A 26729-nucleotide genomic window follows, 5' to 3' on the forward strand; every position below is an offset into this window, starting at 1 on the left:
ACTGACAATAAGCACCGGCGAAATTGATTAGGAAGTAAAAATTAAATGGTTGAATTAGAATTTCAGCAAAAAACCAAAGCTCTGATTGATAGCTTAAAAAGCATCTGTGCTAACTACGGTTTAGGTAACGACGGTAACGAATTTAAAATTATTACCCAAGCCTTTTTGTACAAGTTTTTAAACGACAAGTTCGCTTTTGAAGCCAAAAAACTCGACGAAAACATCGCCAAAGCCGACAAATGGGAAGAAACTCTGGAAGCAATGAGCGAGGATGACCTCGACATGCTGCAACTGCAAATGGGTGGCGATACTGCAAGGCTAAAACCACAGCATTTTATCAGCTATTTATTTAGCCGACAAAACGCCCCCGACTTTGCCAAACTGTTTGACGACACTCTCATTGATATTGCTATCACCAATAACGATGTGTTCGCGGTAAAAACCGATGGCGGCGCAAAAGTGGTGCTGTTTGACCGCATCAGCCAATATATTGCCGACGATTCCAAACGCGATGCTTTTTGCCGCGCGATTATCAATAAACTGATCGAGTTCAGCTTTGAGCGCATCTTCACGCAAAAATTCGACTTCTATGCCACCATCTTTGAATACCTGATCAAAGACTACAACAGTAATTCGGGCGGCAAGTACGCTGAGTACTTCACCCCTCATGCGGTAGCGCGCATTATGTCCGAAATCTTAGTACCCAAAGAGCAGCGCGGCATCGTACGCAATGTCAGTTGTTATGACCCATCGGCAGGTTCGGGTACTTTATTAATGAACGTGGCGCATGCTATTGGTGAAAACCGCTGTAGTATTTACACGCAGGATATTTCACAAAAGTCATCAAACCTGCTGCGTTTAAACTTGATCTTAAATAATTTGGTGCACTCAATTCCCAATGTGATTCAGGGGAATACCGTACTGCATCCCTACCATAAAGATGGCAACACACTAAAACGATTTGATTACATCGTCTCCAACCCGCCATTTAAGCTCGATTTTAGCGACTTTAGAGATGAGCTAGACAACAACGCAAACAAAGAGCGCTTCTTTGCCGGTATTCCCAAGATCAAACCTAAAGACAAAGACAAAATGGAAATTTACCAATTGTTTTTGCAACACATCATTGTCTCACTTAAACCTAGCGGCAAAGCGGCCGTGGTTGTACCTACTGGTTTTATCACTGCGCAATCGAGTATTGATAAAGGCATTCGTGAGCACTTGGTGAAAAACAAAATGCTGGCAGGCGTCGTTTCCATGCCATCCAATATCTTTGCCACCACCGGAACAAACGTATCTATCTTGTTTATCGACGCCAGCAACGATGGTGATGTGGTTCTGGTGGATGCCTCAAACTTGGGTGAAAAGGTCAAAGACGGCAAAAACCAAAAAACCGTCTTAACACCATTAGAAGAACAACAGATTATTGATGTGTTTAACGCCAAAGAAACGGTAGAGGATTTTTCCGTCGCAGTGAGTTATGACGAGATCGAAGCTAAAAATTACTCGTTAAGTGCAGGCCAGTACTTTGACGTCAAAATCGAATATGTGGATATTACCGCAGATCAGTTTGCTGAAAAGATGCAAGGTTTTACCAACAATTTAGATAGCTTGTTCAGTCAGTCTCGTGAATTGGAAACTGAGATTAAAAAGCAGTTGGCGGGGTTGAAGTATGAGTAACCTGTTTAGAACGCATCAATTAGGTGAAGTCGCAGAAATTATTGCAGGAGGCGACAAGCCGAAAGTATTCAGCCTGGAAAAAAAAGCATCAATCCGTGTACCTGTACTTGCAAACGCAGAAAAAAATAATGGTTTGATGGGATACACGGATAATGCAAGAATCTTTGAACCTGCTGTTACTATCGCAGCAAGGGGATCGAATGTAGGATTTGTTGCAGTTAGAAAAGAACCATTTTTCCCTGTAGTCAGATTACTGTCTTTGATACCGAAAAAAGAGCATTTAGACGTCGACTATCTTTATTATGACCTAAAGCAAAATCGTAAAAAAGGCACTGGTTCTGGACAGCCTCAAATTACCATTCCTGATATTTCCTGCAAAACTATTTCATTGCCACCTATTTCTATTCAGAAAAAAGTAGCTGAAGTTCTTTCGATATTAGATAAAAAAATCGAGCTCAATAACCGCATCAACGCCGAACTGGAAGCCATAGCTAAAACCCTGTACGAATATTGGTTTGTGCAGTTCGACTTCCCCGACGCCAACGGCAAACCCTATAAAACCTCCGGCGGAAAAATGGTCTACAACTCAACCCTCAGGCGCGAAATACCTGAGGGGTGGGAATTAGTCCCAATTGAATATTTTGCAGATGTGATTGATCCACACCCTAGTCATCGGGCACCGACGGAGGTGGAAAGTGGGTTCCCGTTTGCTGGTATCGGGGACATTGATGAAGCAGGTAATATTTCAATATCAAAGGCACGTCAAATAGATGAAGAGTTTGTACTCAAGCAAGAGAAAGATTATGAAATTGGTGAATACTCAATTGGTTATGGAAGAGTAGGTACGGTTGGAAAAGTAGTAAGATTGAAGAAGCAAAAGTTTCGCTACGCATTGTCACCAACGCTATCCGTTATCAATCCTAAGAAACCAGAATATGCAGGATATGTTTATACGGTTATCAAAAGTGATGAGTTTTATAAGCAAGTTATAAAAAATACATCCGGCACCACGCGTCCTGCGGTTGGAATACAGTTACTTCGTAAAATTCCTGTTCTCAAGCCCGGGAGTACACACAAAAATATGTTCGAAAAATATGAAGAAATAACAAAAGGGCTATTTGAAAAGTCCAGTATCGTGAACCAAGAAAATCAGAATCTGATCGAGCTCCGTGACTGGCTCCTCCCTATGCTAATGAACGGCCAAGTTACTGTGAAATAAAAGGAATTTTTATGGTTAGGGCTGAATATCAACGCTTTGTGCAAACATTGCACGGTCAAAATGCCACGGACTCTGTGCGTAAGATAGCCAATATAGTTTCAGCCCATTTTGATGAATTACTTCCTTTAACTACTCACCAAGGACAACGCATTCGGAAGGTGGTTGAGCTGTGCCAAGCCCACTGGGGCAGCACGGCTACAAATATTCCTCCAGCGGTAGAGCAAGCAGTGACACAGGAAGTACCACTATCGCGTTTAAAAAGCTTAGCTGTTGGGCCGTTTAGAGGGTTTGCGCGACAAGAAGTATTTGATCTAAATAGTCGATTGGTCTTGATTTATGGCCCAAACGGCACGGGTAAATCAAGCTTTTGTGAGGCCCTTGAATATACGCTATTAGGCAATGTTGCTGAAGCAGACAGCAAACGGTTTCGTGATCAAAACGAATATCTAAGAAATGCATTTGTAAATGCTCTGGTAGCCCCTTCACTAGTCGCGTGTGATGCACGGGGAAACGATATTGCTATCGTTCCTAATGAGTCAGCCTTTCGTTTCTGTTTTGTTGAAAAGAACCGCATTGATAGCTTTTCCCGTATTGCAGCACAAGCCCCAGCGAAGCAAACCGAGCTTATAGCAACACTATTTGGTCTTGAAGCATTTACCGAATTTGTTCGTAACTTCAGTTCAGAGATTGGTGGCCAATATATCGATTTGCAGGGCCAACAAACTTTGCGTTTAGTTCAAAAGCAACAAGGCCTTCAAGGTGCGTATCAGCAGATACAAACAAGCACCACAGAGCTACAGAGAATAGCCGCTGCAGAGTTAACACTATCGAATAGCTACAGATCTGGTGTCAGCTTTGAACAATTAATCGTTGAACTGAACGGTAATGGTCAGGCTCCGGGACTCATTGCACAATTAGATGCTGAGTTACAGCAACCACCTCCGCCTACAAGTAACCTTAGTATTGCTGCGTTTGAGGCGATGGGTAACGCAGCTTGGGCGGTAGTCAATGATTTCAGGCAAAGCCAACAGCAACTGGTAGGTGCTAGCCAAGACGTTTCATTTAAGCAGCTGTATGAAGCTTTACTACAGGTTCAACAGGGTAGCCCTGATGCATGCCCGGCATGTAAGACGCCATTACAACACGTTCAGGTAAATCCGTACCTGAATGCAGGGCAAGAATTACCTAAGTTGCAGCAATTAGGCGAACTTCAGCAAAAAATCGTTCAACTTGAACAACAATCATTGCAGGCAATATTCAAGGTTGGGCAATTGTTGAATACTTGTTTGCAGTTTTTCCCACTGAATAATCCACTAAAACCATTTGAATTCGTCAATATTCAACAAGGTTTACACTGGTGGGATTCACTATTCGTGCCGTTGCCAGATACTTACACGGTATGGCAACACCTTGTAAGCCAAATCCAGCAACTTGAAGCAAATGATAAGCAAGCGCAAGCTGTTATACAAAACAGGGCAGGTAAACAGGCCGAGCTAAAGCGCCTTCGCGATATTGAACAACAAATAACAGTATTGGCAACTCAGAAGCAAATTGCTTTAGGTAACCAGATTAATGCTCAAAAACTGATTGATAATTTTCAAATTGAAAACGTACAACTAATAGCAAGCGTCGAAGCGGAAAAACCAGTTCTCGCAAGGAACCAAGAAATAGTCGCGGCATACCAAATATTTGTTCAAAAATTATCAAACTACAGTGAAAGATTGCCAGCGCAGTTAGTCGCTGATCTAGGTGAGTTGGTTGTTCAGTTGTATAACTCTTTCAATCGGAATGATGCTCAATCAGAACTGTTGGCAAACGTTAAGCTGCCATTAGCTCCAAATCAACGATTGCGGATAGCCTTTCGGGATCGACCTGAGCAGCTATATGATGCATTACATATCTTGAGTGAAGGCCACGTGCGTTGCTTGGGCTTAGCTATATTGCTTGCGAAGAATTTAAAAGAACAAGCCCCTGTGTTGATTTTTGATGACCCAGTTAATGCGATTGACGATGACCATCGGGAGTCCATCAGACTAACTCTCTTCCAAGACCAATATTTTTCTCAAAAGCAGATAATTCTGACTTGCCATGGTGAGGAGTTTTTTAAGGACATTCAGAACTTGCTGCCGGTTGCTGAGAATCGTAACGCAAGACTTCTAAGCTTCCTTCCACGGTTAGGTGAACAGCATGTCCGTGTTGATTTCAATTGTGCTCCCAGGAATTATATTTTGGCTGCACGTAATCACATGGATAGAAATGAAGTGAGAGAGGCGTTGGCAAAGTCACGGCAAGGGTTGGAGGCACTTACAAAAGGGAAGGTTTGGACATATGTAAGTAAATTTGGTGATGGAAACTTAAGTTTGAAGTTTCGGACAGCATCTTCGCCAATTGAGCTAAGAGGACTAGCCGATCAATTGCGCAGTAAAATTGCCAAAGCCGAATTTTCTGATCCGAATAAAGCTAATGTTTACGAGCCACTAGATCAACTATTGAACCGCAGTGGAGAGTCTCGAGAATGGCGTTATCTAAATAAAGGAACACATGAAGAAAATGATCGAGCCGAGTTTGATCGTCAAACGGTTGAATTAATCATTAGATCGCTTGAACAAATAGATGCGGCACTGCAGTAGAATCTGAAAATACGAGTTAGCATCATTGTATACCGAGCTGAGTCTTCTAGCTGGCGCTCGGAAATGGTAGAAAATCTTCTTTTTGGTTACCGAAAAACCAAAGACGACAGTTTCTTCGAAAACTCTTTCGCTACAGTGGCACACTCAAATTTGCCATCAGATCTGAGGATACAGTGAGGGCTCTTGAAAAAACGAATGTCTGCAAATAAGGCAAAGCAGAGATTCGTTTTTGCGTGAGCGTCTGATCTGAACGTCTGCTTTTCGCTCAAAGCGGTCATTAATTCAAATTGTATTCTCTCATTTTACGTCCATCAGCTTTATGCCTTTGTGCTCCCGTAGATGGCTGGTTTTTAGCTCTGTAAATTGCTTGTCCTGTTGGTCAATAAATAGCACAGCCAGTGAATAAGCTTCTGCAACTTCTAAACCTTCAGCGCTTCCCAAACAGAGCAACGCTGTCGACCAGGCATCAGCCTCTGTTAAATCATCATGCAGTACCGTCACGGATACTGTGCTATGGGTTACTGGTCTTAGATTACGGCCATCCAGGATATGGCTATAACGCGTCCCGTCGTGATCATAAAAATGACGATAGGTACCGGAAGTCAAAATTGCGAGCGGATCCTGCTGCTGAATTTGCACAATTTTTTGCAGCTGTTGCGCCCCTGGCAGTGGCCGCTCGATTGCGATGCGCCAATGGCTGCCATCCGGCTTTTTGCCCCGGGTTTGTAACTCGCCGCCTATCTCTATCAAATAATTTTCAATACCAAAGTGTTCGGCAATCACCGTAAGCCGATGCACCGAATACCCCTGTGCAATGGATGACAGATCAATACTGAGCTGGGGATGTGGTTTTTGGAGTGTTAAAGCGTCTGAGACGATGACGTTATCGATGCCAAGTTGCGGTGCAATAGCGTTAAGTTCGTCCTGGGTTGGAATATACAGCTGTTGTGCCCGAAAACCCCACAATGAAAACAACGGTCTGACAGTCGGATCGTAGCAACCCGCAGTGGCCTGGCTAATACGCTGTGCCGTTAACACCAGTTGAGTGATTTCCTCACCGACGTGAAGCGGCTCCAACGTCTCGCTTTGATTAAAATGCTCAATCACCGAGTCTGGCCGATAATTTGACATTAACTTATCCAACCGTTGTAACTCTGTTGCGATCGCCTGCTCAAATTGCTGCCGCTCGACCGTCGTTTGACTCCAGTAGGTTACGCTATAGGTTGTACCCTGCGCCTGGCCAGAGAATTTATGTAATACCGCTGAACGCTCACAGGCCGACAAAATAACAAGTAACAACACCGCCAACAGCCCATTTCTCATGCTCTGCTCCCCGACCGACGACAATTCTTATATTCAGTAATAGTGTTAACCCAGTGTCAGGCGATAACCGACACCAGGTTCAGTCTTAAGGTAACGGGGCGCTGCCGGCAGCTCTTCCAGTTTCTGCCGTAATTGCCCCATATGTACCCGGACATATTCAGGCCTGTCGATATAGGCCGCGCCCCAGACCTGGCTGAGAATTTGATTATGGGTTAGCACCCTGTCCGCATGGCGCAGCAACAACAGCAAAATATCGTATTCGGTTTTGGTAAGATGAATATCCTGCCCTGCCCGGCTCACCTTGCGTTGTACCGGGTCAACCTGAATTTGTCCAAAACTAAATACCTGCTGCGAAGGTATGCTTTGGCGCAGGTTCGCCCGGATCCGCGCTAATAACTCAGCTGCGCTAAAGGGTTTGGTCACATAATCATTAGCGCCGTTATCCAGCGCCTTTACTTTGTCTTGCTCACTTTGTCGCGCCGAAATAACAATAACTGGGATATCAGACCAGCTGCGTAATTGCGTAAGCCAATGCTGACCATCCATATCTGCCAGCCCTAAGTCCAACAAGATCAGATCTACGCTTTGCTGCACTAAATACTGTAGCGCCGGTAAACCTTGCTCGAAACTCAGCGCTTGATAGGCTTTGGTTTTCAGCAAGGTGGTGAGAAAACTTTGCATCGCCGGATCATCCTCCAGCACCAGGATACGTTCAGCCAAAGACAACTCCTTGTAGGGTGATACGCACACACTTAGACATCTGTTAGCGCCTGTTGTTGATGAGCAAGCGGATGGTCAGGCCAACTCAGACTAGCCGTAAAATACCCGTTTTCGGCGACAGCCGCAGCAAAATGGCCCTGATGCAGGTGCATCACCGCCTCACAAATCGCGGTACCCAGACCACTACTACTATCACGCTGTGCCTTACGCTCGCTGGCAACCGGGTTTATCACCTGCAATCGATAGTTTCCCGCCTGCCGCGTAAAGGTGATTTGCAGCGGTGGCTTACCGTACTTCACGGCATTTTCCAGCATATTGGCCAGTGCAATTTCCAGTAAGGTGGCATCGGCCACACAGTCTGTGGCAGCTAACTGTATCTCGAACTGCTGTTCTGCTAATAGCATAGCCCGCCTGGCGATCGCAGCAGAGATAATATCGTTGATACTGTGGGTAGCTAATACAACGGAGCTTTGCATTTGCTGCACCCGGCTTAACTCCATCACTTTGTCAAAATGCGCGTTCAACAAACTGGCCTGGCGATAAATATGACCGGCCTGCTCGCGGATCTGCTCGGCACTCAGCGCCACATCCTGCTCAGCCAGCATGCTGGAGGCTCCCATAATGGTTGCCAGTGGAGTGCGTAAATCGTGAGATAAAGAGCGCAGCATCATAGCGCGACTGTGCTCAAGCTCGGCTTGCATTCTGGCTTGCCGGGCCTTACCTGCCAGTAACTGGCGTTGGCGCAGATGCTTTTTGGCGCGGGCCAGTTCAAAGCGCAGTCGGCCAGATAAACGGGCAATAAAAATGCCCAACAGCAGCATTACCACAAAGGTGATCAGGTAATCGCCCTGATGCACGAATAAGGTGTAGTACGGCTCAACAAAGAGTAAATTTAACAACAGCACACTGACGAAGGTACAAATAATGGCCCAGCGTTGCCCCGCATATTGTGCCACCCAGGTCACCCACAACAGCTGTAACATGGCAACATCGGTTGTGGTCGCCATCACCCGTGCCGGCAATAATAGCAAGGCAATAACAACCGGCATGACCAGCGTCAGCAGCACAAGTTGCCACCAGCTTACACGCTGCGCAGGACGATTCTTCATAATCAGTTCAACTTAATAACGCCAGTACATGGGCGTAAATAACAATAGCATAGTTAAAATCTCCAGTCTGCCCAGTAACATACCAAAGGTCAGGCTCCACTTTGCACCGGCGGGTAAGCTGGCAAAGTTGCCGGCCGGGCCAATAATCTCGCCCATCCCGGGCCCTACGTTACTTACCGCCGTAGCCGCTCCGGTTAGAGCAGTGACCAGATCCAATTCAAACATCGATAACACCAATGCCAGCGCAGCGATGGTGGCAAAATAGATAAAGGCAAAAGCCAGCACGGCTCCCAGCAAGCTGTCATCGACTTTTTTGCTGCCATATTTCTGAGTCCAGACGGCATTGGGATGGATCAGTAAATTAAATTGTTTTAGTAGTAAATAGCCGGCCAGTTGGGTGCGAAAAATCTTCAGGCCGCCGGAGGTCGAACCGGAGCAACCGCCGCAAAATGTCAGATAAAAGAACAAAACCACGGCCATACTGCCCCAGAGCGTGTAATCTTCAGAGGCATAGCCACAGGTGGTAATCACTGAAATCACGTTAAATACACTGTGCGTCAGCGCATCCCACCACGGGCGCTGATGATGCCATACCTGATACAGGCTTAATAGCAATGCCACCATCACGACTATCGCTAAAAAGGCTTTAACTTGCGGATCGCGCAGCAAAGCCCACTTGTCACCTTTGGCCATACCGACAAAGAGTACAAAAGGTAAGGCAGCTAACGTCATCCACAAACTGGCCAACCAGAGCAGCCAGGGTTTATCATTAAAATGCCCAAAGGAAGCGTCATAATTGGCAAAACCACCGGTGGCAGACGAGGTCATGCCATGGGTGATAGCATCAAACCAGGACATGCCACCCAGTTTGTAACTCAAACTGGCCGCCAGAGTAATCGCCAGATAGACCAACAAAATATAGCCCGACAAACTGCTGCTACGGGGCAGTATTTTGTCGGAGATATCAGAACTTTCTGTTTTAAACAGCTTCATGCCGCCAATTTTTAACGCCGGTAAGATGGCAATCGCCATCACGATAATGCCGATGCCACCAATCCATTGCAGCATTGCCCGCCAGAACAGCACGCCCTTAGGCATCGTATCCAGATTGCTTAATACCGTTGAGCCGGTGGTGGTAATAGCCGAAACCGTCTCAAACCAGGCATCGGTCACGCTTAACCCCGGAATACTCAGATACAGCGGTAAGGCCGAAAAAACACAAATACTCAGCCAGCACAGCGTCGTTAACAAGAACAAATAGCGTTTTTTCAGATGCACAGCGCCACCGGAACGCATGACCAGCACGACTCCGGTGATCACCGTCACAACAGCAGAAAGCAGAAAGTTCCAGAACTCCCGCTCGGCAAAGCTGAAGCTGACCATCATGGTCAGTAACTGCGCTGCGCTAAGGCTCACTAATAAATAGCCTAATACCCGGTAGAAGAAATGCTGGGTTCGGGTCTGCCGATCGGCAAAAGAATAGGAGTAGGTCGACATAAACTACAACAGCGATCTGGATGAGCAATTAGCTTAACCGGCGCAGAACAGGCCCGCTGTAAAGCTTTTCTAAAGATTAGCGCCACGGCTATAAAGATTTTATAAAATTTCACCGTTAAGGGCTGACAGTCAGAGCATTAGTGTCTTTAATGCAGACCATTTCCAACCGGGACAGCAGCGATAATGTCAAAATTTGCGGTAATAGGTCTGGGCCGATTTGGCTCTGCCGCTTCACTGGAACTGATGCGGCTAGGACATCAGGTCATTGGGATTGATAGTAACGTGAAGTTTATCAACCGATTAGCCGATCATCTTAGTCACGCCGTGATAGCGGATGCTACGGACGAGCAGGCTTTAGCTGAGCTGGATATTCCGGGTTGTGATGCGGCGCTGGTTGCCATCGGTGAAAATCTCGAGGCCAGTATTTTGTGCGTGCTCAATCTGAAAAATCTCGGGGTAAGTCAGATTTGGGTAAAAGCCACCTCGAAAGCGCATCACACTATCCTGACACGTCTGGGTGTAAGCCGGATCATCCATCCGGAAGAGGAAATGGGTGTCAAAGTCGCGCAAGCTCTGAACTACCCGATGGTGAACCAATATCTGGCTTTGGGGCACAATCAGTATCTGGTAGAAATCGATATTATCCCCCGTTTAAAGGGTAGCCGCATTCAGGAATTACTTGCAGATGGGCAGGCTTTTGTCAAAGCCGTATTGGTAAAGCGACGCGACAAGGTAGTTTCGCCGGTACAGCCCGACTTCGTGTTAGAAAGTCATGACAGTCTGGTACTGGCTGGCAGCCTGGACATTCTCAAGTCATTAGCGCCCAAATTAAGCTAATCAGACACAGCTGATGATGTAACGACAATGAAAAACTGGTTACCCCATAATCTGCCATACAAGCGGCTTCGCCCTCTTAATCAGATCAGATTGAAATTAAGCCCGCCGGCAGTGCTAGCGCTCGGTTTTATGGCATTGATCGCCCTTGGATCTCTGTTATTACTGCTGCCTGTCGCCACGACGGCACCCCTGACGCCATTGCAGGCACTTTTTACCGCCACCTCGGCTGTTACGGTAACGGGGTTGGTGGTGGTTGATACTGGCAGCCACTTTACCTTGTTTGGCCAGTTGGTGATTGCCGGTTTGATCCAGGCGGGTGGACTGGGGTTTATGACGTTTGCCGTCGTGGCGGTGATAAGCCTTGGCACCCGCATTGGCTTAACACAACAGAAAATTGCTCAGGAAGCGATGAATCAGACCAGCCTGGCCCAAGTTGCGCAGATAGCCAAAGCCGTTTTACTTTACTCTGTGCTGATAGAAGCACTTGGCATCGTGTTGCTGACAATAGTCTGGTACCAGGAACTCGGTTTGTCGAAGGCTTTTTATCATGCCTTTTTCTACACCATATCCGCCTTTAATAATGCCGGCTTTGCGCTGGACAGTGCCAGCCTGATGCCCTACGCCGCCAGTATTTCGGTTAATATGATTATCAGTGGTTTGTTTATTGTCGGTGGCATTGGTTTTACCGTGCTGATCGACCTGAAAAAGCACCATCGTTGGCAACAGCTCAGCGTCAACACCCGGCTGATCCTGCTGGCAAGTCTTTACATAAATCTGCTGGCATTTTTTCTGATCTGGCTGTTAGAAGCTCAGAATCCGGCAACGTTGGGGGCGATGCCATTAAAAGAGCAGGCACTTGCAGCCTGGTTTCAGGCAGTTACCCCCCGCACTGCCGGTTTTAATACGCTGGATTACAGCCAAATGACGGATGCGACCAATGTACTGACCTTGTTGCTGATGTTTATCGGTGGTGGCTCACTCAGTACCGCCAGCGGCATTAAGCTGGGGACTTTTGTGGTGTTAATGATGGCGACCTACGCGTTCTTGCGGCGGCGCGATGAGGTTTGTGTACTACAACGCACTATTCCTCATCAGACAGTGTTACGGGCGCTGGCCTTAACCTTCGTGTCGCTGGCTCTGGTATTTGTCGCGATTTTCGCATTAACTGCATTGGAGCGTGCGCCTTTTCTGGATATTGCTTTTGAGGCAGTGTCTGCCCTCAGTACCGTTGGCTTATCACGCGGTTTAACAGCGGAGCTATCGACGCCCGGTCAGTTTGTGGTGATCTTTTTGATGATAACCGGTCGTTTAGGGCCATTAACTCTCGCCTATTTTCTGGCAACCCCTAAACAACGTAAAAGCCGCTATGCCGAGACAAAAATTCAGGTTGGTTAATCAGGCGCACGCTTAGAGGTGTAAATTAGCGCTAAATTCTTGCTGAATACTGGCCTTTCGCTCAAAGTCGTCTTTGACCGCCACAACTTTGCCACTACATCAACTAAAAGTTGCTTATCCCACTATCGCAGGAAGGACTCCGGTACGACGAGCATACCGGAGTCCTGGGTCGGGGTAGCGTTGAGATTAGCGCTAGTATCACTATCGCAGGATGGGTTCCGACACAAGTAACATACCGGAGTCGTCGAGCAGTGTACCTTTGCATTCTGGAGTCAAAACAAACCCCAGCATTGACGAGCGCGTTCAAACACGGTTCAATCGACGCCGATTTTGTTTTAACTCTATTCAGTAGATGTATTTTTCAGACAAGGGAACCTGATGCGCATAAAGGGAAAAATTACGCAGTGGGATGATGCCAAAGGCTTTGGCTTTATTCAGCCGATGCTGAAAGGCGAACGGGTATTTGTGCATATCAAAGCCCTCCAAAACCGCACCCGCCGACCAGTACTGGGTGAGGTAGTCACTTACAGCCTGGGTAAAGATGAACAAGACAGGTTACAAGCGCAGGACGTTACCTTTGCCGGTGAAAAGCATCGCATCAGAACCGCGAGAACGGCGTCAAAGGCACCCTTGCTGTTGGTATTGGGTTTTGCTGGCGTTTTAACGCTGGCACTGTTTTTCGGTAAGTTACCGCTATATGTGTTTGTAGCTTATGCGCTGCTAAGCGTGCTGACTTTTATTGCCTACTGGTTGGATAAGCGAAAAGCCCAGGCTCGACGTTGGCGAACCCCTGAGTCGACATTGCAGCTACTGGCGTTGCTGGGTGGCTGGCCGGGGGCCTTATTAGCGCAAGCCTACTTGCGGCATAAGTCACAAAAACGGCCATTTTTAGTGGTGTTTTGGTTTGCTGTGGTGGTAAACCTGATCGCACTTAGCTGGGCGGCGTCACAGCAGTTTTTGCCGTTAAAAATCTGGCTTTAATTTTTACTTAGCGCTACTTGTCGCGATCGCAGGACCGACTCCGGTACGGCGAGCATACCGGAGTCGAGGCGCGGTGTAGCGTTAAGATAGATGCTTAGTTTGATAACGCAGGACCGACTCCGGTACGGCGAGCGTACCGGAGTCGTGGTGCGGTGCAGCGTTGAGATAGGTGTTTGGTTTGATAGCGCAGAACCGACTCCGGTACGGCGGGCGTACCGGAGTCGTGGTGCGGTGCAGCGTTAAGATAGGTGTTTGGTTTGATAGCGCAGAACCGACCCCGGTACGGCTAGCGTACCGGAGTCGTGGTGCGGTGCAGCGTTAAGATAGGTGTTTGGTTTGATAGCGCAGAACCGACTCCGGTACGGCTAGCGTACCGGAGTCGTGGTCTGGTGTAGCGTTAAGATAGGTGTTTAACTTGATAGCGCAGAACCGACTCCGGTACGGTGGACGTACCGGAGTCGTGGTGTGGTGTAGCGTCGTAGAGCTGTTAGAACAATGCGGCGACGCGTTGTAATAACGGTTGTTCGTTGGCGGCGACCGGGCCGTGTGCTAACCAGTGTTGCAGTAATTGCTCGGCATTAACCTGCTGACCACCGTTATGCTTCATAGATAACAGCGCTAACTGCACCTGCTGTTTTTCGCCGGGTTCAACCTGGGTTGCGCCCTGCCCGGTTAACAGCTCGAGGGCTACTGTTAGTTCGCGTCGGCTTAGTGGCGGTGTTGCGCCCTGTAAAGCATCACGATAACCGGCGGGTACCAGCTCTGGTCGCCACTGGCCTGCAGCCAGCGCTTCGAATAACTGGTTTAACTCGGCTTTGTGCTTTTGCTGGCGCATACCGGCGGCTTTACTGGCTAATTCAGCGGCCAGTTGTTCACGCGCGGCCCTTGCTTCGGCCAGATCCGGCAAGGTCAGCTGCTGCAATTGCTGTTGCAGCTGTTGTACCGTGCTTAAGTCTGTGGCCGCAGTCAGCGCCTGCGTAATATCTTGCAACTGCTGTTGCAGGGCCGACCACGCCTGTTGCTGCGCAGCTTGCTGCGCCTGATGCTCTGCCTGACGTTGATTAAAGAACCCATCGCACAGTGCGCGGAACTCTAACCATAAGCTCTGATCCTGCTGCTTGCCGGCAAAACCCAGTTGTTTCCAGCGTTGCTGCAATTCTTTTAACACCGACGCCGTTTGGCCAGCATCGGTTAGCAATAATGCGGCTTTGGCCTCGTCAATCAATGCCTGTTTTGCTGCGGCCTGGGTTTGCTGTGCCTGGTTTAAGCGGGCTTTTAACTGCTGGGTAAGTTGCTGATACTGTTGCTGTAACGCCTGATAATCCTGCCGGTTTACCGCGCCGGCCTCACGCCAGCGTTGGGTTAACTGACGCAGCGATTGTTCCAGCGCTTTTTCCGGCAGCTCTGTATGCAGCAATAACGCCAGTTCGGTCAGAATTTGCTGCCGCTGCGCCAGGTGTGCAGCACGTTCGGCATCCTGCTTGGCAAAAAACTCGCGACACGGGGCAAAGGCTGCTTCACAGGCCAGGTCAAACGCCTGGTTCAGGCTATCGTCTTCCGCCGGATCGGCTTTACCCAGCGAGTTCCAGTTAGCGCGGCTGAGTTTCACCTGCTCAGCGCGCGCTTTGGCATCGGTTAGCGGCTCTGCAGAGAGTTGCTGCATCTGCTGTAGCATCTCGCGTTTTCGTGGCGTGGCAATATATTGTTGCAGCTCGTTCAGCGCCTGATACAGTGCGCTAACTTCGCTAAAATCACGCTCGGCTTGCTGCTGTAAACTGGCATCCAACTGCTGATAATCCTCGGTCAGACCTTTAAAGAGTCCAAACAACACCTTATAACGGCCGGCACTGTGCAAGCGTTTAAACTCTGCACATTTGCTGCGCAGTTGCCGTAACTGGCGTTGTTGCTGTTGCTGCAAGCCGGTCAGCGCCTCTTTCCAGCGCTGTTGCAATTGCTGGCGCTCGGCCAGTAATGGCTGCGGCACAGGTAACCCAAGGCCCTGCTCCAGCTGCCGCCAGCTGGCTTTAAACTGCGAAAAATGTTGCTCAGCGGCGGGCAAATCGGTTGCGGTTTGCGGCAGTGCTATAGCGCTAAACTCTGACACTAACAGCGTTAGTTGCTGCAACTTTGCCGCTGCTGCCGGCAAGGCGCTAAGCTGCTGCGCCAGATTTTGTAGTTGCGCCGCCAGCTGTTGTTGCTCTCTGGCGGCCAGCGGCGCGGCAGAGAGCTCCTGCACCAGTTCACGATGCGCCGCTTCTAACAGTGACAGCTGTTCTGGCGTCAGAGAGGATAGCGCAGTCAGTTGTACACTGATTTGCTGCTCTAACGCTGTTACCGCCTGATGTAACTGCTGAAAACTGGCTGCAGCCTGAGCCTGCTGCTCGGCCTCCCGCTGCTTTGCTGCAATTTCGGCTAATTTGGGTGCTAACCAGAGGGATAACTTGCTGTTCAGCTGCTGAAACTTATCCTGATACTGTGCCGCTTCGGCCTCAGGTAACAACGGCAGATCGGCAGCCAGCTGCTGCCATTCGGTCGCCAGTTGCTGTTGCAGTGCTGGCACGTCGCTGAGGTTAGTGCGATCGCGAAGCGCATTTATCTTGGCCAGTAACAAGGTAAGTTCTTTGCGCAGTTTTACCGGGCGCTGCTTATCTGCCTGTAGCTTGGCCAGTTGTTGTGCCGCCTGCTCAGCCAGTTCACCCGGTAATTGCTTCGCCAGCTTATCGAGCTGCTTTTCATCCTGGATGTCGGTAAGTAAGCGCGCTTTTAACGCTACCGGGAAATCGGCATCCTGCAGGCTTTGCAGCACCAGATCCTGACGCTCCAGGCGCTGTAGCAAACTAAAGCGCAAACTGACATCGCTATCTTGCAGTGCCAGTTGCTCCAGAATACTGCTACGCTGACATTGTTCGATAAATTTCTGTTTTAAGCCTGCGGCCACCTTACCGGTTAGCAACTGCTGGATCAGCTGTTGCTCGGCATAAAGTTTTAGGCGCTCGGCGGCGTCCTGCTTACTGGCTTGCCACCACAGTGCAAAATCATTTAAGCGGTGCAGCGCAGCCTTGCGCACTGCTTCGGCGCCGTCATTAAAGGCCAGCTCATGCAGGGTATTTTTATGTTCGGTATTTTGCGGATCCAGACTTTCCAGCGCCTGTAGGCGTACTGCGGCATCCTGATGTTGCCATTTGGGTTTAAACCAGCGTTTAAAGATCATCGTGTGAAAACCTTGCGATAGCGGCAGGATCAGAAAATTGCTTTTTTAATTCAGCTTTGGATTTATGGACAATTTGGCCATCGGCGCCAACGGTAAAAATCTCGTCCGATTTCATTACCTTGGCCTGATAAGCCATCACCAGTTGCAGGGTGTGGGCTTTTTGCTCGTCAGACAGTGGTGTACCGTCAGCCCAGCGGCCAGTTTCGGCCGCCTGCGCCAGCTTTTCGTAGGTGTCAGGCGCCATGGCGCTGACCAGTGCATTAAAATCCATACTACTTCTTACGCTTTAACCAGATAATCCGGGCGCGGCAAACCACATACCAGATAAAACCCAGCGCGATCGCCGCCGTTGAGACATATTCGTTATAGCTGCCGGTTTCCGGTTGCCACCAGTACAGAATACCGAAGCCACCCAGAAACAGCAGTAACGCCAACATCGACTGATTCATCAGTGATTGTGACTGTCTGAGCATCCGATCCCGGTGCTGCGCCGCCAGTTTCTCCGGCGTGGCCGCAGTCAGATCGGTTTTACACTTCGGGCACTCTGCTGCTTTGTTAGAAACCCGGTGTTGGCACACCGGGCAGGAAATAATTGCCATCTGCTGTTCCTGTGTGGTTAGGTTGTTATTACTGGCCTAAATCATCAACGACGGCCAAAATCGCCGTTAATGCATCCTGCCCCAGTTTCATTGAGCGTACGTCTGACCAACCATAGGCTTCATCCGGCAGGTTGGCGTTATCTTTAAACGGCATTTCCAGCGTATAGGCCAGGGTTTTAAATTGCTCCGCAACCCAGTTTGAACACACGGTTAAATTGGCTTTGCCCGGCTCATCCCGATCATAGCCGTAAGTGGTTTGGAACTCGGGCGTTACTGCCAGCAGCGCTTGCTTAAAGTTGGTTTCTAACTGGGCCATTTTGGCGCTATAAGAAGGCACGCCCTCGGCACCGGCAACAAAGTTGTACGGCAGGTTTTCGTCACCATGCACATCCAGCAGCATATCCAGTCCCAGCTCCAGCATCTTCTGGCGCACCAGGAACACTTCCGGGCTCTGTTCCATACTCGGGTTTTGCCATTCGCGGTTCAGGTTAACGCCAACAGCGTTAGTACGCAGATGACCACGCACGCTGCCATCCGGGTTCATATTAGGTACGATGTAGAACACGGCTTTGGCCAGCAGGCTACGCGCTACGCCGTCATCTTCATCCAGCAGGCGATCTAATAAGCCTTCGACAAACCACTCGGCCATGGTTTCACCCGGGTGTTGCCGGGCAATGATCCAGACTTTCTTTTTGCTGTCATCCGGCTCACCGACTACCAGCATGCTCATATCACGACCATCCAGGGTTTCGCCCAGTTCAACCAGCTGACAGTTGTAGTCGTTTTGTGCCTGATGCAGCAGATCCATATGCCGCTCGTAGCTATATGGCGCGAAGTAAGCAAAATAAACTGACTCGGCTTCCGGATAATGGGTAATGGTCAGGGTATTGCCATCATATTCGGTTTCGACCCGGAACCAGTTCTGCCGATCATAAGAGGCCACTGCCTGATAGTCTTTCCAGCCATCCGGATAGGCAGAGGTGCCGGCATTGGTAATGTGCAGCTTATGCACCTGGGCATACGGGCTGTTTAAGCGAAAATGGAACCACTGGTAAAAATCCGACATATTGTCTTTACGGATCGCCAGTTGAATATTATTCGGATCGGTGGCATTGATAACTTCAATATTGCCACTGTCAAAATTTGCGGTAATTTTCATAACAAAACTCATTGGTTGTAGGCTGATACGCTGCTGCAATCCGATAGGATCGCGCAGCCTGTTATTCTTCTGTTGGCGGATTCTCGCGCACAAAGGCGATCTCTGCAAACCCAAATTTACTAAATGTCTGTAATCGATAGTTTTTAATTGCCGACTTATCTTTAGCGGTTTGCATTAACTGCTTTTCCATTGCCAGAAACTGCGTTAAGTCGATACCCTCTTCCGCCGCGGCGGCTTCATAAGGGTCGCGAAAGCGATCAAAACTAAAGGCAATGACTTTGCGTTGCCCTTTGTATAAGTAGGTGACCTGTCGTGCCATATCGGTTTACTCCTGTCTGGCCGGCCGGCATAACCAAAGCGACGCCAGCAAAATTACCGAGCCCAAAGCCAGAGACCAAAGATTGGCGCTACGGTTCCAAATTAACAGATTTACCAGCAAGCCCGCCGGGATCAGTGCATTATTCATTACGGCCAGGGTGCCGCTGGAGACCAGACTGGCGCCTTTATTCCACCAGTAATAACCGCCGCCGGAGGCCGCTAGCCCCAGCCATAATAATACGGCCCACTGCGTGGTATTAACCGGATATTGGGCTGTGCCAAGGATAAACCAAGCCGGCAGAGCCACCAGCAGTGCCCCAACATAAAACCAGCCAAACTGCTGGTATTGCAACCTGGCAGGCGCTCCACCTTGCTGCATTAGCCGTTTATAACCCACCTGCCCGGCAGCAAAACACAGGTTAGCGCCCTGCACCACCAAAAAGCCAAGCCAATAATCCGGTGCCGGCATGCCATCACGCATAATCGCCGCTGCCACTACCGCCATTGCCGCCGCCAGTAAAAAGCGCGGCTGAAAGCGCCCGGCCAGCACATCGTAAAGCAGCGTAATATAAACCGGGGTAAAGATGGTAAATACCAGTACCTGTGGTACCGACAACAACAAAAACGACTGATAATAAAACAGGTACATCAGCCCCAGTTGCACTGCTCCCAGCGCGGCCAGCTGCAGCGCCAAGCCGGCTTTTATCGGATAACGCAGCAACCAGGGTAAAAACACCAACAGTGCCAGCGCCACCCGGGTCAGAACCGCAAAATAGGCATCGACCTGCCCGGCCAGATACACACCAATCAGGCTAAATGAAAACGCCCATAACAGCGTAACACCAACGAGATAGCCCATCAGGCGTTAGCTACCGGCCTTTCAGCCGCTTGCGCATGCTGTTTCAGCACCGGGGCAGCATACATTTGTGTTAAAAACGGCTGCGACTCCGGCGGTAACGCATCCAGCCTTTGTTGCCAGCTTGCCTGTTGTGCGGCATCGGCTTTGGCGCTGTCACCTGCGGCCAGATAATTAACCGGAAACAGTTTATAGTTTTGCCAGATCTGCTGATCAATCATCGCGGCCAGCGCGTCAGCATCCGCCGGAATATCAGTTAACGGTTTAGCGAAAGCAACATGCACCCGGCCTTTAAAGCCGACAATGCCTTTGATAATGGCATCGATATCTTCAAACTCGCCTTTTTGGTAATTACCATGCTGCTGTTTGTGAGAAAGTTCTCTGGCTTTATCCTGATCGCAGGGATCTAACTCATACGATAAACACACCGGCACGATATTCAGGTTGCGCATATAGTCAGCAAAGCTGTCCCCGCGCTTTTTGCCTTCCATATAAAACATTTTCAGAATTGCCGGATCGGTTTCATCATTGCCATCTTTGGCGCGGCCTTCTTTTTGCGCAATCCAGATAGATTGCTGTTCATCCAGCGAATGGCGGATATAGGCTGAGAGTTGCGACAGGTTTTTCAGCATTTCCCGCGGCCCTTTGGCACCGCGTTTGACGATAAAGCTTTTATTCAGCTTCATCAGCTCGGTCGCACAGGCTTTACGCAGCAGGTTATCGCCAATGGCAATCCGTACCGTATCAAAGCCATGCTTATGCAAACACCAGTTAACCAGCGCCGGATCCATCGCAATATCGCGATGGTTGGAGATAAACAGATACGCCTGACCAGGCTTTAAATGTTCTATCCCGCTAAAGGTCATGGCGGTGGTCGAGGTTTTCAGCATCCGCTCCATAAAGGCGGCGACCTGTAGCTGCACCTGTTCAATGGAGCGCAGCTTGGCCCATTTGCGTTTTAGGAAAAACTTGACCGCCGGCGCTAGCAACCAGCCAAAACTGCCGGCCAGATGCGGAAAGCGGTAATGCAAAATGGCAGCAATAAATTCCTGATCGGCAATCAGCCGGCCAATAGCGGCTTGAACTTCATGGTCATGATAAGGCCGGATATCGGCAAAAGGATCGTTCTGGATGTCGCTCACAAGCTTACAACACTGCTAATTATTATAAAGAGGCGTATTCTACTCTTTCAGACAGAATTCGCCAGCACCGCAATAACTTTGTCGAAAACATCGGAGCAGCAAGGCTGCGTAAAAAAGCTGCAGTCACACAAAAGCGCATTGCATTTCATACCGAAATCATTATGATACGCCCTACGTCGGTACGTAGCGCAGCTTGGTAGCGCACTGTCATGGGGTGTCAGGGGTCGTGGGTTCAAATCCCGCCGTACCGACCATTTAACCCTTTCAATTCATAGCGTCAGCCATAAAGCCTACCCGCTCCACAATTTTTTTAATCCGGACTCAGCTGCTGTTACTCTTAAGCAATAGATGCATAATAATGATGTTTTTGACTATTATTTCCATCTGCCGTGTTGTTACAACCTTCTTGTTATGCCTAAAGGCTTAAGTTTTTTGAGAACACTATTTTGATTTCCGAGCCATCGGCATTGTCTTCTACTCCTTCTGATTTATAGCCGTTAGATATCAACAGATTAAGCATACCAGGAAAACGGTGCATAGATTTGACCTTAATGCGTTTGTAACCTGATTGCCGCGCCCATTGTTCTTGATAGTTAAGCAATAGCGTTGCGATACCACATTTTCTGTACTCTGGAACGACGCCACCTAACCAACTGTAAAATGTGTCTTCTGTTAGCTGATAACCCACTTTAAATCCCACGGGAACGGCATCTACTTTGGCGACCAATATTAGATTAACCACCCCATTGAGCTTACTATTTAGTCGCGTCGGAGTCGTTGCTTGCTCAAACTCGGGAATTTCTTTACTCAGGGTTGCAATATCCGCGACATTGCCGATTTCTATGTTTATTACCATAGCTAAATAGTTCCAACTCTCTTATTGCACTAAGCCCACCTAAGTAGTACCAACACTGTGCGAAAAGAACTACAGTCTGGGAAGCTCAGGAGTATTTCCAGTAAATAGAATCAATATCACGAACTGGGGGTTTGCCGAATAGACGTGCATATTCGCGACTGAATTGTGAAGGACTCTCATAACCTACCTGATATGCCGTACGCGCAGCGTCTTGACGAACTGTCATCATAATTTTGCGCGCTTCAATAAGCCTGAAACGCTTTTGATATTGTAAAGGTGTCATAGCAGTAACGGCTTTGAAATGTGAATGAAAAGAAGAAATACTCATCCCTACTTGAGCTGCCAACTCTTCGATATTTATCCTGGAATTAAAATTGCTTTTCAGGATTTTAATAGCAGCTGAAATTCGTTGCATTTGGCTACCAAATTGGGCTACCGCTGCAATATTGCCTCCGAACTGGCCATTTAACAGCCGGTAATAGATCTCTCGTTTAACAAGGGGTGCTAACACCTCGATATCTTGAGGCGTTTCCAATAATCGAACCAGTCTTACCACACTGTCTGCAAGCGAGTCATCGACATCACCGATAAAAATACCGCGCTGTATCGACTTACGCATCTCGCTAAATTTATTGCTCCGTACCGTTAGCTCGGCCAATTCGTGTAGATCAAGTTCTAATTGCATGCACAAATAGGGGCTCTGTTCTGTCGCCTCAATCACCTGCCCTATTAATGGTAAATCCACAGATGCAACCAGATACTCAGACGGCTGATATTGAAAAATCTCATTCTCCAGTAACACCCGTTTTTTGCCCTGAACAATTACACATAAAGATGGGCAATAAACGCTAGGTAAATTTTCGTCAACCACATTGAGCTTTATGCAATTCAACCCTGCTATAGTTGTAGCGTGAATACCATTACCAGCCGAGAATTTATTAATTAATTCAGCAAGTTATATGCGTTGGCTCTCTTTCACTTTGCATTAACCGCAATTTTAAAGGTAATTTGATTATAGGCTTGAATATTTTCTGGCTCTAGCAAATTGTAGAATTAGGCAATCATCTCGTAGATCTTTGCATCCCCAATCGCTGGTTAAGTTCCTACTATCTAGAGGGTCGATTTGACGCCATTTGATAAGAGGATAGCAAAATGCCAAACATACTGAACAAAGTAGTTTTAATCACAGGCGCAAGCAGTGGAATTGGTGAAGCTACTGCCAGGTTATTAGCAAAACATGGTGCCAAGGTTGTGCTTGGCGCGCGTCGCACTGAGCGTCTTGAATCTATAGTCCAGGAGATTAGACAAGCCGGTGGACATGCTGTCTATCAAGAGCTGGATGTTGTAGATGCCGAACAGCTAAAGGCCTTTGTGAATACGGCTCAAACTGCGTTCGGTCATATCGATGTCTTATTCAATAATGCTGGCGTTATGCCATTATCACCCATGAACGCACTTAAAACTGAGGAGTGGAATCGCATTATCGATATTAACATTAAAGGTGTTTTAAACGGCATCGCTGCGGTACTTCCCGTGATGGAACAACAAGGCCGGGGGCAGATAATCAACACAGCGTCCACCGGAGCCTATGCCGTTGGCCCCTCTTGTGGCGTGTACTGCGCGAGTAAATACGCAGTATGGGCTATCAGTGAAGGTTTGCGTCAGGAGTGCAGCAACATTCGAGTTACAGTGCTCTCTCCGGGGGTAACTACTACTGAACTTGGCCATGACATTACTGATGAGGCAGCGGCAACGCTTGTAGGACAACTTCGTACTATGTCACTAAGCGCCGAAGCAGTCGCCAATGCCGTGTTATATGCGATTTCTCAACCTGAAGATGTTGAAGCAAGTGAAATTGTCATTCGTTCTGTTAGCAGTGTTGGGCATGCATTTTAGCAGGAGTTCGGACAATGGATAAATTTTACATCAGAGCTTTGTTTATTGTGGCACTCCTATGCAGTACTCAGGTTATGGCTGATACGCTGGATCATAAAAAGATGGTTGAACATGTTTTTGATCAATGGCGGCTGGGTACTGGCTCGCCATTTGAGCTACTAGCCGAAAATGCTACATGGACGATTTTAGGACCAACTCAGTCTGCCAGAACCTATAATTTAGCTGAGTTACGGCAGTTAGTTATTGCCCCTTTTAATAAGCGCTTGCTCACACCACTGAAACCTAAAGTCCATGATATTTATCAAACCGGAGATGAGGTGATCATACTGTTTGAAGCGGAAGCAACCTTGATAAACGGTAATGTTTATCGAAATAGCTATGCTTGGTTTTTTACGATGTATCAAGACCGGGTCATCAGAGTCCGGGCAGTGCTTGATTTAAACGCTTACGACGATGTAATGTCGATGGCTATTTAGTTTTAAGTTTAAATCTGACAAGTTATAAAGCCTGACAGATCAGGCTTTATAACATACAGAGATACCTTTCTCGAGTCTCTTATCATTCAATACAACCAACAGATTTGGTCATGCCACTGAGCTTCTGAAAATCGCTTTTATGGAAAACAGTAATGAAGTGAAAACCTCTCCCTTCATTGCTGTAATCTCGCTATTTCACATTACGGCGAAGAAAATCTTTAATTACTGGAATTATCTCTGATTGGTGGGTTTCTAATGCAAAATGCCCTGTATCAAAGAAATGAATTTCAGCCTTAGGAATATCTCTCTTCCATGCTTGCGCGCCTGCGGGTGAGAAAAAAGGATCGTTCTTTCCCCACACGGCGAGCAGTGGCGGTTGGTATTTTCGGAAATAGGCCTGATACTGCGGATACTGCTCGACGTTAGATTTGTAATCAAGTAGCAAATCTAGCTGAATTTCTGCCATGCCAGCTTTTGATACCTGTAGTCCTTCCAGGGTGTAACCATCGGGCGAGACTTTTTGCAAATCTGGCACGCCTTCAATGTATTGCCACTTAATTGATTCAGGAGTTGGGAAATCACTCAAGGCGGCTCTGTTTTTGGCAGATGGGTCTTGCCAATATTTTATAATAGGCTCCCAGCCATCAGCCAATCCCTCTTCATAAGCATTGCCATTTTGAGAGATGATCGCTGTTACCTTACCAGGGTTTTTGAGTGCTAAACGCCATCCCACAGGTGCGCCATAATCGTGAACGGCGATAGCAAAAGAGTTAATTCCCTTTTGTTTGATAAATTTATCGACGGTATTTGCAAGGTTAGCAAAGGTGTACTCGTAGTCTTCTCTCGCTGGCGACTGGGTAAACCCAAAAGCCGGCAGATCTATAGCGATAACATGGTACTCGTCAGCTAACGCATCAATGACATCACGCCACATAAAAGAAGAAGCCGCATATCCATGTAGCAGCAGAATGGTGGGTAAATCCTTATTTCCAACCTCCCTATAAAACATATTAACGTTTTCAACTTGTTCATAGTGAAAACGCACCTTCTGCCCAATGACTTTGTTGCTATGTTCAGCCAATACCGCTGAGCTCACCATTGTAGATGACAATAACATCGCTGGAATTACTTTAGATTTCACAAATAACCTCATAACCAATAAAAATTACTTTTAAAGGTTACGACAACAAAGGTAACCTGTCAACAAGCAATTTATAGGTTACTTTGTAATGAGTCTGTTATTAGTAGTGAGCGTTGTAATGAATGCCGTCTTTATGTATTGCCTTGCCGCTTATTTGCTATTTCTTTTCCTAAACTGTGCTGCTTTAAACCGATTGCCACACGTCGCCATACTACACCAGCGACGTTTATGCGCCTTAGTCCGGTCATAAAACCACAGAATGCAATCTGGATGCTCACATTGCTTAACTAAAGTTGCGTCCCCCTCTACCAATAACATCGCCACGCTCTGCGCAACAGGCCCAAGCATAGCTAAGGCGGTATTAGCGCCCGAAATACGAGTTATTACCCATTTACCATTGTTATCTGAAACTAAATGCGGTGCGCTAGTGTAGGCATGCAGGAACACATTCAGCTCACTGATGTCTTGAAGTTTTTCTTGCTTAAACGCAGTAATCAGCCGAAGCGCAACACTTCGTAATGCTTTAGCTTGCGAGAGTAACTCACCGACAGCAAATACACTCGGCTCCGCGACAGGCCAAACTTCATGTTGTTGCAGCCATTTCAGCACATCTGCATCACTGGTCCAGTAGTCAACCATGCTTTCACCATTTCGAGCTTCAGTATTTAGCAAATCCATAGCTAAATGATCACCAAGCGTTATGAACGGGAGCGCGCTTTTATCATGAGAAATGTTAGATATCGGCATAAGTAACCTTTTGAAGAGACGTTGGGAAGTTACTGATACTACATCCAAGCCACATCAAGTAACCACTAAATACGAATAATACAGGTTGAAAGATTGATTATCACATACAACAAATCACTGAAACAATTAACTTTTGTCAGTTCAAAATAATGGTTGCGATACCAATAGCATCTATCTAAGCAGTCCGGTCGCTAACGCAAAAAACGCAGCAAGCGCTTTTGGTAACACATCTTGTGGATTTGCACTTGCAGCCACCCAGAGTGATGCGTTAAGCGCTGCGCCATTGATTAGACGGGCAGCTGCCTCCGCATCAATGTCTTTTACTATGCCCTTGGCAATTAGCCGCTCAACAGTGACTTTGGTCGACTCCAGACAACTACTCTGACTTGGCCATTGCGTGGGATCGCCCAACACAGCGGGACCATCACGAAGCACTATACGCTGCACCTCAGGATCAAGGGCGAGCTCAATATAGGCCGCACCTTCAGCAAGCAGACCATGCCAATCATCTCCCGCCGCTAAGCGGGCTTGTTGCGCATAAACAGCCATTTCTGTGTCTATTTGTTCAACAACAGCCGCTAACAATCCGCGTTTATCACCAAAATTATGGTACAGCGCCCCCCGGGTCAAGCCGACACTGCCGGTTATGTCGTCCATAGAGGAGTTACCGTATCCATCTTTAGCGAAAGCGACTCGGGCGGCAGAAATTAATTTTTCGCGGTTTTCTGCCATTGATTTCAAACGTTTATTCACAATTACCCCATCAAACTCGCATAAGCCGCGTATCAAACACTTTGACATACGTCGCGTATATCAATATTCTGTATACGCCGTGTATATTAAACGGACATACAGGGACCGTATAGTACTTTATTAATGGGACCTTTAGTGAATGAACAGCACAGCCCGTTACCGACAAAATTTAGATGTGGAAAAA

24 protein-coding genes and 1 tRNA gene are annotated in these 26729 nt (G+C 47.8%); 9 read left to right on the forward strand and 16 right to left on the reverse strand.

Going from position 1 to position 26729, the window contains the following annotated elements; all coding sequences use genetic code 11:
• The first annotated feature begins 45 nt into the window (after window positions 1–45).
• Genes H1D31_RS08665 through H1D31_RS08675 form a run of 3 tightly spaced genes read left to right on the forward strand, consistent with a single transcriptional unit; the run spans window position 46 to window position 5529 of the window.
• On the forward strand, window positions 46–1680 hold the full coding sequence (locus H1D31_RS08665; RefSeq protein WP_261257771.1) for a class I SAM-dependent DNA methyltransferase: 1635 nt from the start codon (window positions 46–48) through the stop codon (window positions 1678–1680).
• Window positions 1673–2899 carry a restriction endonuclease subunit S gene (locus H1D31_RS08670; protein WP_261257773.1) on the forward strand — a complete coding sequence of 409 codons (1227 nt, stop codon included), beginning with the start codon at window positions 1673–1675 and terminating at the stop codon, window positions 2897–2899. Before H1D31_RS08665 ends, H1D31_RS08670 begins: the two co-directional genes overlap by 8 nt.
• A gap of 11 nt (window positions 2900–2910) precedes the next feature.
• Window positions 2911–5529 carry an AAA family ATPase gene (locus H1D31_RS08675; RefSeq protein ID WP_261257775.1) on the forward strand — a complete coding sequence of 873 codons (2619 nt, stop codon included), beginning with the start codon at window positions 2911–2913 and terminating at the stop codon, window positions 5527–5529.
• 297 nt (window positions 5530–5826) lie between these two features.
• Here the strand turns inward: H1D31_RS08675 and H1D31_RS08680 are convergent, their stop codons facing one another.
• The 4 genes from H1D31_RS08680 to H1D31_RS08695 are packed head-to-tail and all read right to left on the reverse strand — an operon-like array spanning window position 5827 to window position 10178.
• Window positions 5827–6852: an FAD:protein FMN transferase gene (locus H1D31_RS08680; protein WP_261257776.1), complete on the reverse strand. Its 1026-nt coding sequence runs from the start codon at window positions 6850–6852 to the stop codon at window positions 5827–5829.
• Between the two features lie 45 nt (window positions 6853–6897).
• Entirely contained in the window at window positions 6898–7572 is a 675-nt protein-coding gene (locus H1D31_RS08685; RefSeq protein ID WP_261257778.1) for a response regulator, read from the reverse strand.
• A 32-nt stretch (window positions 7573–7604) separates the two neighbouring features.
• Window positions 7605–8681, reverse strand: a complete 1077-nt coding sequence (locus H1D31_RS08690; RefSeq protein WP_261257781.1) for a DUF4118 domain-containing protein — start codon at window positions 8679–8681, stop codon at window positions 7605–7607.
• A gap of 12 nt (window positions 8682–8693) precedes the next feature.
• Window positions 8694–10178, reverse strand: coding sequence for a TrkH family potassium uptake protein (locus H1D31_RS08695; RefSeq protein WP_261257783.1), 1485 nt, complete (start codon window positions 10176–10178; stop codon window positions 8694–8696).
• A gap of 183 nt (window positions 10179–10361) precedes the next feature.
• On the opposite strand from H1D31_RS08695, the gene H1D31_RS08700 reads away from it, so the two are divergent.
• The 3 genes from H1D31_RS08700 to H1D31_RS08710 all read left to right on the forward strand — a co-directional run bounded on the left by H1D31_RS08700 (window position 10362) and on the right by H1D31_RS08710 (window position 13391).
• Window positions 10362–11015 (forward strand): potassium channel family protein, encoded by a 654-nt coding sequence (locus H1D31_RS08700; protein WP_261257784.1) that lies wholly within the window; start codon window positions 10362–10364, stop codon window positions 11013–11015.
• Window positions 11016–11042: 27 nt separating this feature from the next.
• Window positions 11043–12410 (forward strand): TrkH family potassium uptake protein, encoded by a 1368-nt coding sequence (locus tag H1D31_RS08705; protein WP_261257786.1) that lies wholly within the window; start codon window positions 11043–11045, stop codon window positions 12408–12410.
• Between the two features lie 378 nt (window positions 12411–12788).
• Window positions 12789–13391, forward strand: coding sequence for a cold shock and DUF1294 domain-containing protein (locus H1D31_RS08710; RefSeq protein WP_261257788.1), 603 nt, complete (start codon window positions 12789–12791; stop codon window positions 13389–13391).
• A 487-nt stretch (window positions 13392–13878) separates the two neighbouring features.
• On the opposite strand, the gene H1D31_RS08715 is transcribed toward H1D31_RS08710, so the two are convergent.
• From H1D31_RS08715 to H1D31_RS08745, 7 genes are all read right to left on the reverse strand, one after another.
• Window positions 13879–16602 carry a DUF349 domain-containing protein gene (locus H1D31_RS08715; protein WP_261257790.1) on the reverse strand — a complete coding sequence of 908 codons (2724 nt, stop codon included), beginning with the start codon at window positions 16600–16602 and terminating at the stop codon, window positions 13879–13881.
• Entirely contained in the window at window positions 16592–16873 is a 282-nt protein-coding gene (locus tag H1D31_RS08720) for a YeaC family protein (protein ID WP_008608441.1), read from the reverse strand. Before H1D31_RS08720 ends, H1D31_RS08715 begins: the two co-directional genes overlap by 11 nt.
• A gap of 1 nt (window position 16874) precedes the next feature.
• Window positions 16875–17201: a hypothetical protein gene (locus H1D31_RS08725; protein WP_008608440.1), complete on the reverse strand. Its 327-nt coding sequence runs from the start codon at window positions 17199–17201 to the stop codon at window positions 16875–16877.
• A gap of 28 nt (window positions 17202–17229) precedes the next feature.
• Window positions 17230–18360 carry a M14-type cytosolic carboxypeptidase gene (locus H1D31_RS08730; RefSeq protein ID WP_261257791.1) on the reverse strand — a complete coding sequence of 377 codons (1131 nt, stop codon included), beginning with the start codon at window positions 18358–18360 and terminating at the stop codon, window positions 17230–17232.
• A gap of 61 nt (window positions 18361–18421) precedes the next feature.
• A complete protein-coding gene (locus H1D31_RS08735) occupies window positions 18422–18679 on the reverse strand; it encodes a DUF2960 family protein (protein WP_008608438.1) in 258 nt (85 codons plus the stop codon).
• 6 nt (window positions 18680–18685) lie between these two features.
• Entirely contained in the window at window positions 18686–19537 is an 852-nt protein-coding gene (locus H1D31_RS08740) for an EamA family transporter (protein ID WP_261257793.1), read from the reverse strand.
• The gene (locus H1D31_RS08745; protein WP_261257795.1) at window positions 19537–20676 is read right to left on the reverse strand and encodes a 1-acyl-sn-glycerol-3-phosphate acyltransferase; all 1140 of its coding nucleotides are present in this window, start codon (window positions 20674–20676) and stop codon (window positions 19537–19539) included. The genes H1D31_RS08740 and H1D31_RS08745 overlap by 1 nt, the downstream gene beginning before the upstream one ends.
• A 177-nt stretch (window positions 20677–20853) precedes the next feature.
• Here H1D31_RS08745 and H1D31_RS08750 point away from each other — a divergent pair.
• Window positions 20854–20930: transfer RNA gene (locus tag H1D31_RS08750), tRNA-Pro, on the forward strand.
• 161 nt (window positions 20931–21091) lie between these two features.
• On the opposite strand, the gene H1D31_RS08755 is transcribed toward H1D31_RS08750, so the two are convergent.
• Together H1D31_RS08755 and H1D31_RS08760 are read right to left on the reverse strand one after the other, a co-directional pair.
• Window positions 21092–21532: a GNAT family N-acetyltransferase gene (locus tag H1D31_RS08755; RefSeq protein ID WP_261257796.1), complete on the reverse strand. Its 441-nt coding sequence runs from the start codon at window positions 21530–21532 to the stop codon at window positions 21092–21094.
• 85 nt (window positions 21533–21617) lie between these two features.
• Window positions 21618–22424, reverse strand: a complete 807-nt coding sequence (locus H1D31_RS08760) for an AraC family transcriptional regulator (RefSeq protein WP_261257798.1) — start codon at window positions 22422–22424, stop codon at window positions 21618–21620.
• A gap of 260 nt (window positions 22425–22684) precedes the next feature.
• Between H1D31_RS08760 and H1D31_RS08765 the strand changes: the two genes are divergently transcribed.
• Both H1D31_RS08765 and H1D31_RS08770 read left to right on the forward strand, forming a co-directional pair.
• Complete coding sequence (locus H1D31_RS08765) at window positions 22685–23428, forward strand: SDR family oxidoreductase (RefSeq protein WP_261257800.1); 744 nt, start codon at window positions 22685–22687, stop codon at window positions 23426–23428.
• Window positions 23429–23442: 14 nt separating this feature from the next.
• Entirely contained in the window at window positions 23443–23904 is a 462-nt protein-coding gene (locus H1D31_RS08770) for a nuclear transport factor 2 family protein (protein ID WP_261257801.1), read from the forward strand.
• Between the two features lie 190 nt (window positions 23905–24094).
• Here H1D31_RS08770 and H1D31_RS08775 read toward each other — a convergent pair whose 3' ends face one another.
• The 3 genes from H1D31_RS08775 to H1D31_RS08785 form a co-directional block, all read right to left on the reverse strand.
• Window positions 24095–25045 (reverse strand): alpha/beta fold hydrolase, encoded by a 951-nt coding sequence (locus H1D31_RS08775; protein WP_261257802.1) that lies wholly within the window; start codon window positions 25043–25045, stop codon window positions 24095–24097.
• 150 nt (window positions 25046–25195) lie between these two features.
• Entirely contained in the window at window positions 25196–25792 is a 597-nt protein-coding gene (locus H1D31_RS08780) for a CGNR zinc finger domain-containing protein (protein ID WP_261257804.1), read from the reverse strand.
• 171 nt (window positions 25793–25963) lie between these two features.
• Window positions 25964–26545: a TetR/AcrR family transcriptional regulator gene (locus H1D31_RS08785; protein WP_261257807.1), complete on the reverse strand. Its 582-nt coding sequence runs from the start codon at window positions 26543–26545 to the stop codon at window positions 25964–25966.
• Window positions 26546–26729: the final 184 nt, after the last annotated feature.

It is taken from the genome of Alishewanella sp. BS5-314 (assembly GCF_025377695.1).
In the GTDB taxonomy this organism is placed as follows: Bacteria; Pseudomonadota; Gammaproteobacteria; order Enterobacterales; family Alteromonadaceae; genus Alishewanella; species Alishewanella aestuarii.

Excerpts from the sequence above, each read along its gene's own strand:
- H1D31_RS08700 (WP_261257784.1), top strand. The coding sequence starts at position 10,362 with ATGTCAAAATTTGCGGTAATAGGTCTGGGCCGATTTGGCTCTGCCGCT.
- H1D31_RS08730 (WP_261257791.1), bottom strand. The coding sequence starts at position 18,360 with ATGAAAATTACCGCAAATTTTGACAGTGGCAATATTGAAGTTATCAAT.
- H1D31_RS08770 (WP_261257801.1), top strand. The coding sequence starts at position 23,443 with ATGGATAAATTTTACATCAGAGCTTTGTTTATTGTGGCACTCCTATGC.
- H1D31_RS08715 (WP_261257790.1), bottom strand. The coding sequence starts at position 16,602 with ATGATCTTTAAACGCTGGTTTAAACCCAAATGGCAACATCAGGATGCC.
- H1D31_RS08755 (WP_261257796.1), bottom strand. The coding sequence starts at position 21,532 with ATGGTAATAAACATAGAAATCGGCAATGTCGCGGATATTGCAACCCTG.
- H1D31_RS08740 (WP_261257793.1), bottom strand. The coding sequence starts at position 19,537 with ATGGGCTATCTCGTTGGTGTTACGCTGTTATGGGCGTTTTCATTTAGC.
- H1D31_RS08670 (WP_261257773.1), top strand. The coding sequence starts at position 1,673 with ATGAGTAACCTGTTTAGAACGCATCAATTAGGTGAAGTCGCAGAAATT.
- H1D31_RS08780 (WP_261257804.1), bottom strand. The coding sequence starts at position 25,792 with ATGCCGATATCTAACATTTCTCATGATAAAAGCGCGCTCCCGTTCATA.
- H1D31_RS08675 (WP_261257775.1), top strand. The coding sequence starts at position 2,911 with ATGGTTAGGGCTGAATATCAACGCTTTGTGCAAACATTGCACGGTCAA.
- H1D31_RS08735 (WP_008608438.1), bottom strand. The coding sequence starts at position 18,679 with ATGGCACGACAGGTCACCTACTTATACAAAGGGCAACGCAAAGTCATT.
- H1D31_RS08725 (WP_008608440.1), bottom strand. The coding sequence starts at position 17,201 with ATGGCAATTATTTCCTGCCCGGTGTGCCAACACCGGGTTTCTAACAAA.
- H1D31_RS08690 (WP_261257781.1), bottom strand. The coding sequence starts at position 8,681 with ATGAAGAATCGTCCTGCGCAGCGTGTAAGCTGGTGGCAACTTGTGCTG.
- H1D31_RS08680 (WP_261257776.1), bottom strand. The coding sequence starts at position 6,852 with ATGAGAAATGGGCTGTTGGCGGTGTTGTTACTTGTTATTTTGTCGGCC.
- H1D31_RS08665 (WP_261257771.1), top strand. The coding sequence starts at position 46 with ATGGTTGAATTAGAATTTCAGCAAAAAACCAAAGCTCTGATTGATAGC.
- H1D31_RS08710 (WP_261257788.1), top strand. The coding sequence starts at position 12,789 with ATGCGCATAAAGGGAAAAATTACGCAGTGGGATGATGCCAAAGGCTTT.
- H1D31_RS08765 (WP_261257800.1), top strand. The coding sequence starts at position 22,685 with ATGCCAAACATACTGAACAAAGTAGTTTTAATCACAGGCGCAAGCAGT.
- H1D31_RS08705 (WP_261257786.1), top strand. The coding sequence starts at position 11,043 with ATGAAAAACTGGTTACCCCATAATCTGCCATACAAGCGGCTTCGCCCT.
- H1D31_RS08720 (WP_008608441.1), bottom strand. The coding sequence starts at position 16,873 with ATGGATTTTAATGCACTGGTCAGCGCCATGGCGCCTGACACCTACGAA.
- H1D31_RS08695 (WP_261257783.1), bottom strand. The coding sequence starts at position 10,178 with ATGTCGACCTACTCCTATTCTTTTGCCGATCGGCAGACCCGAACCCAG.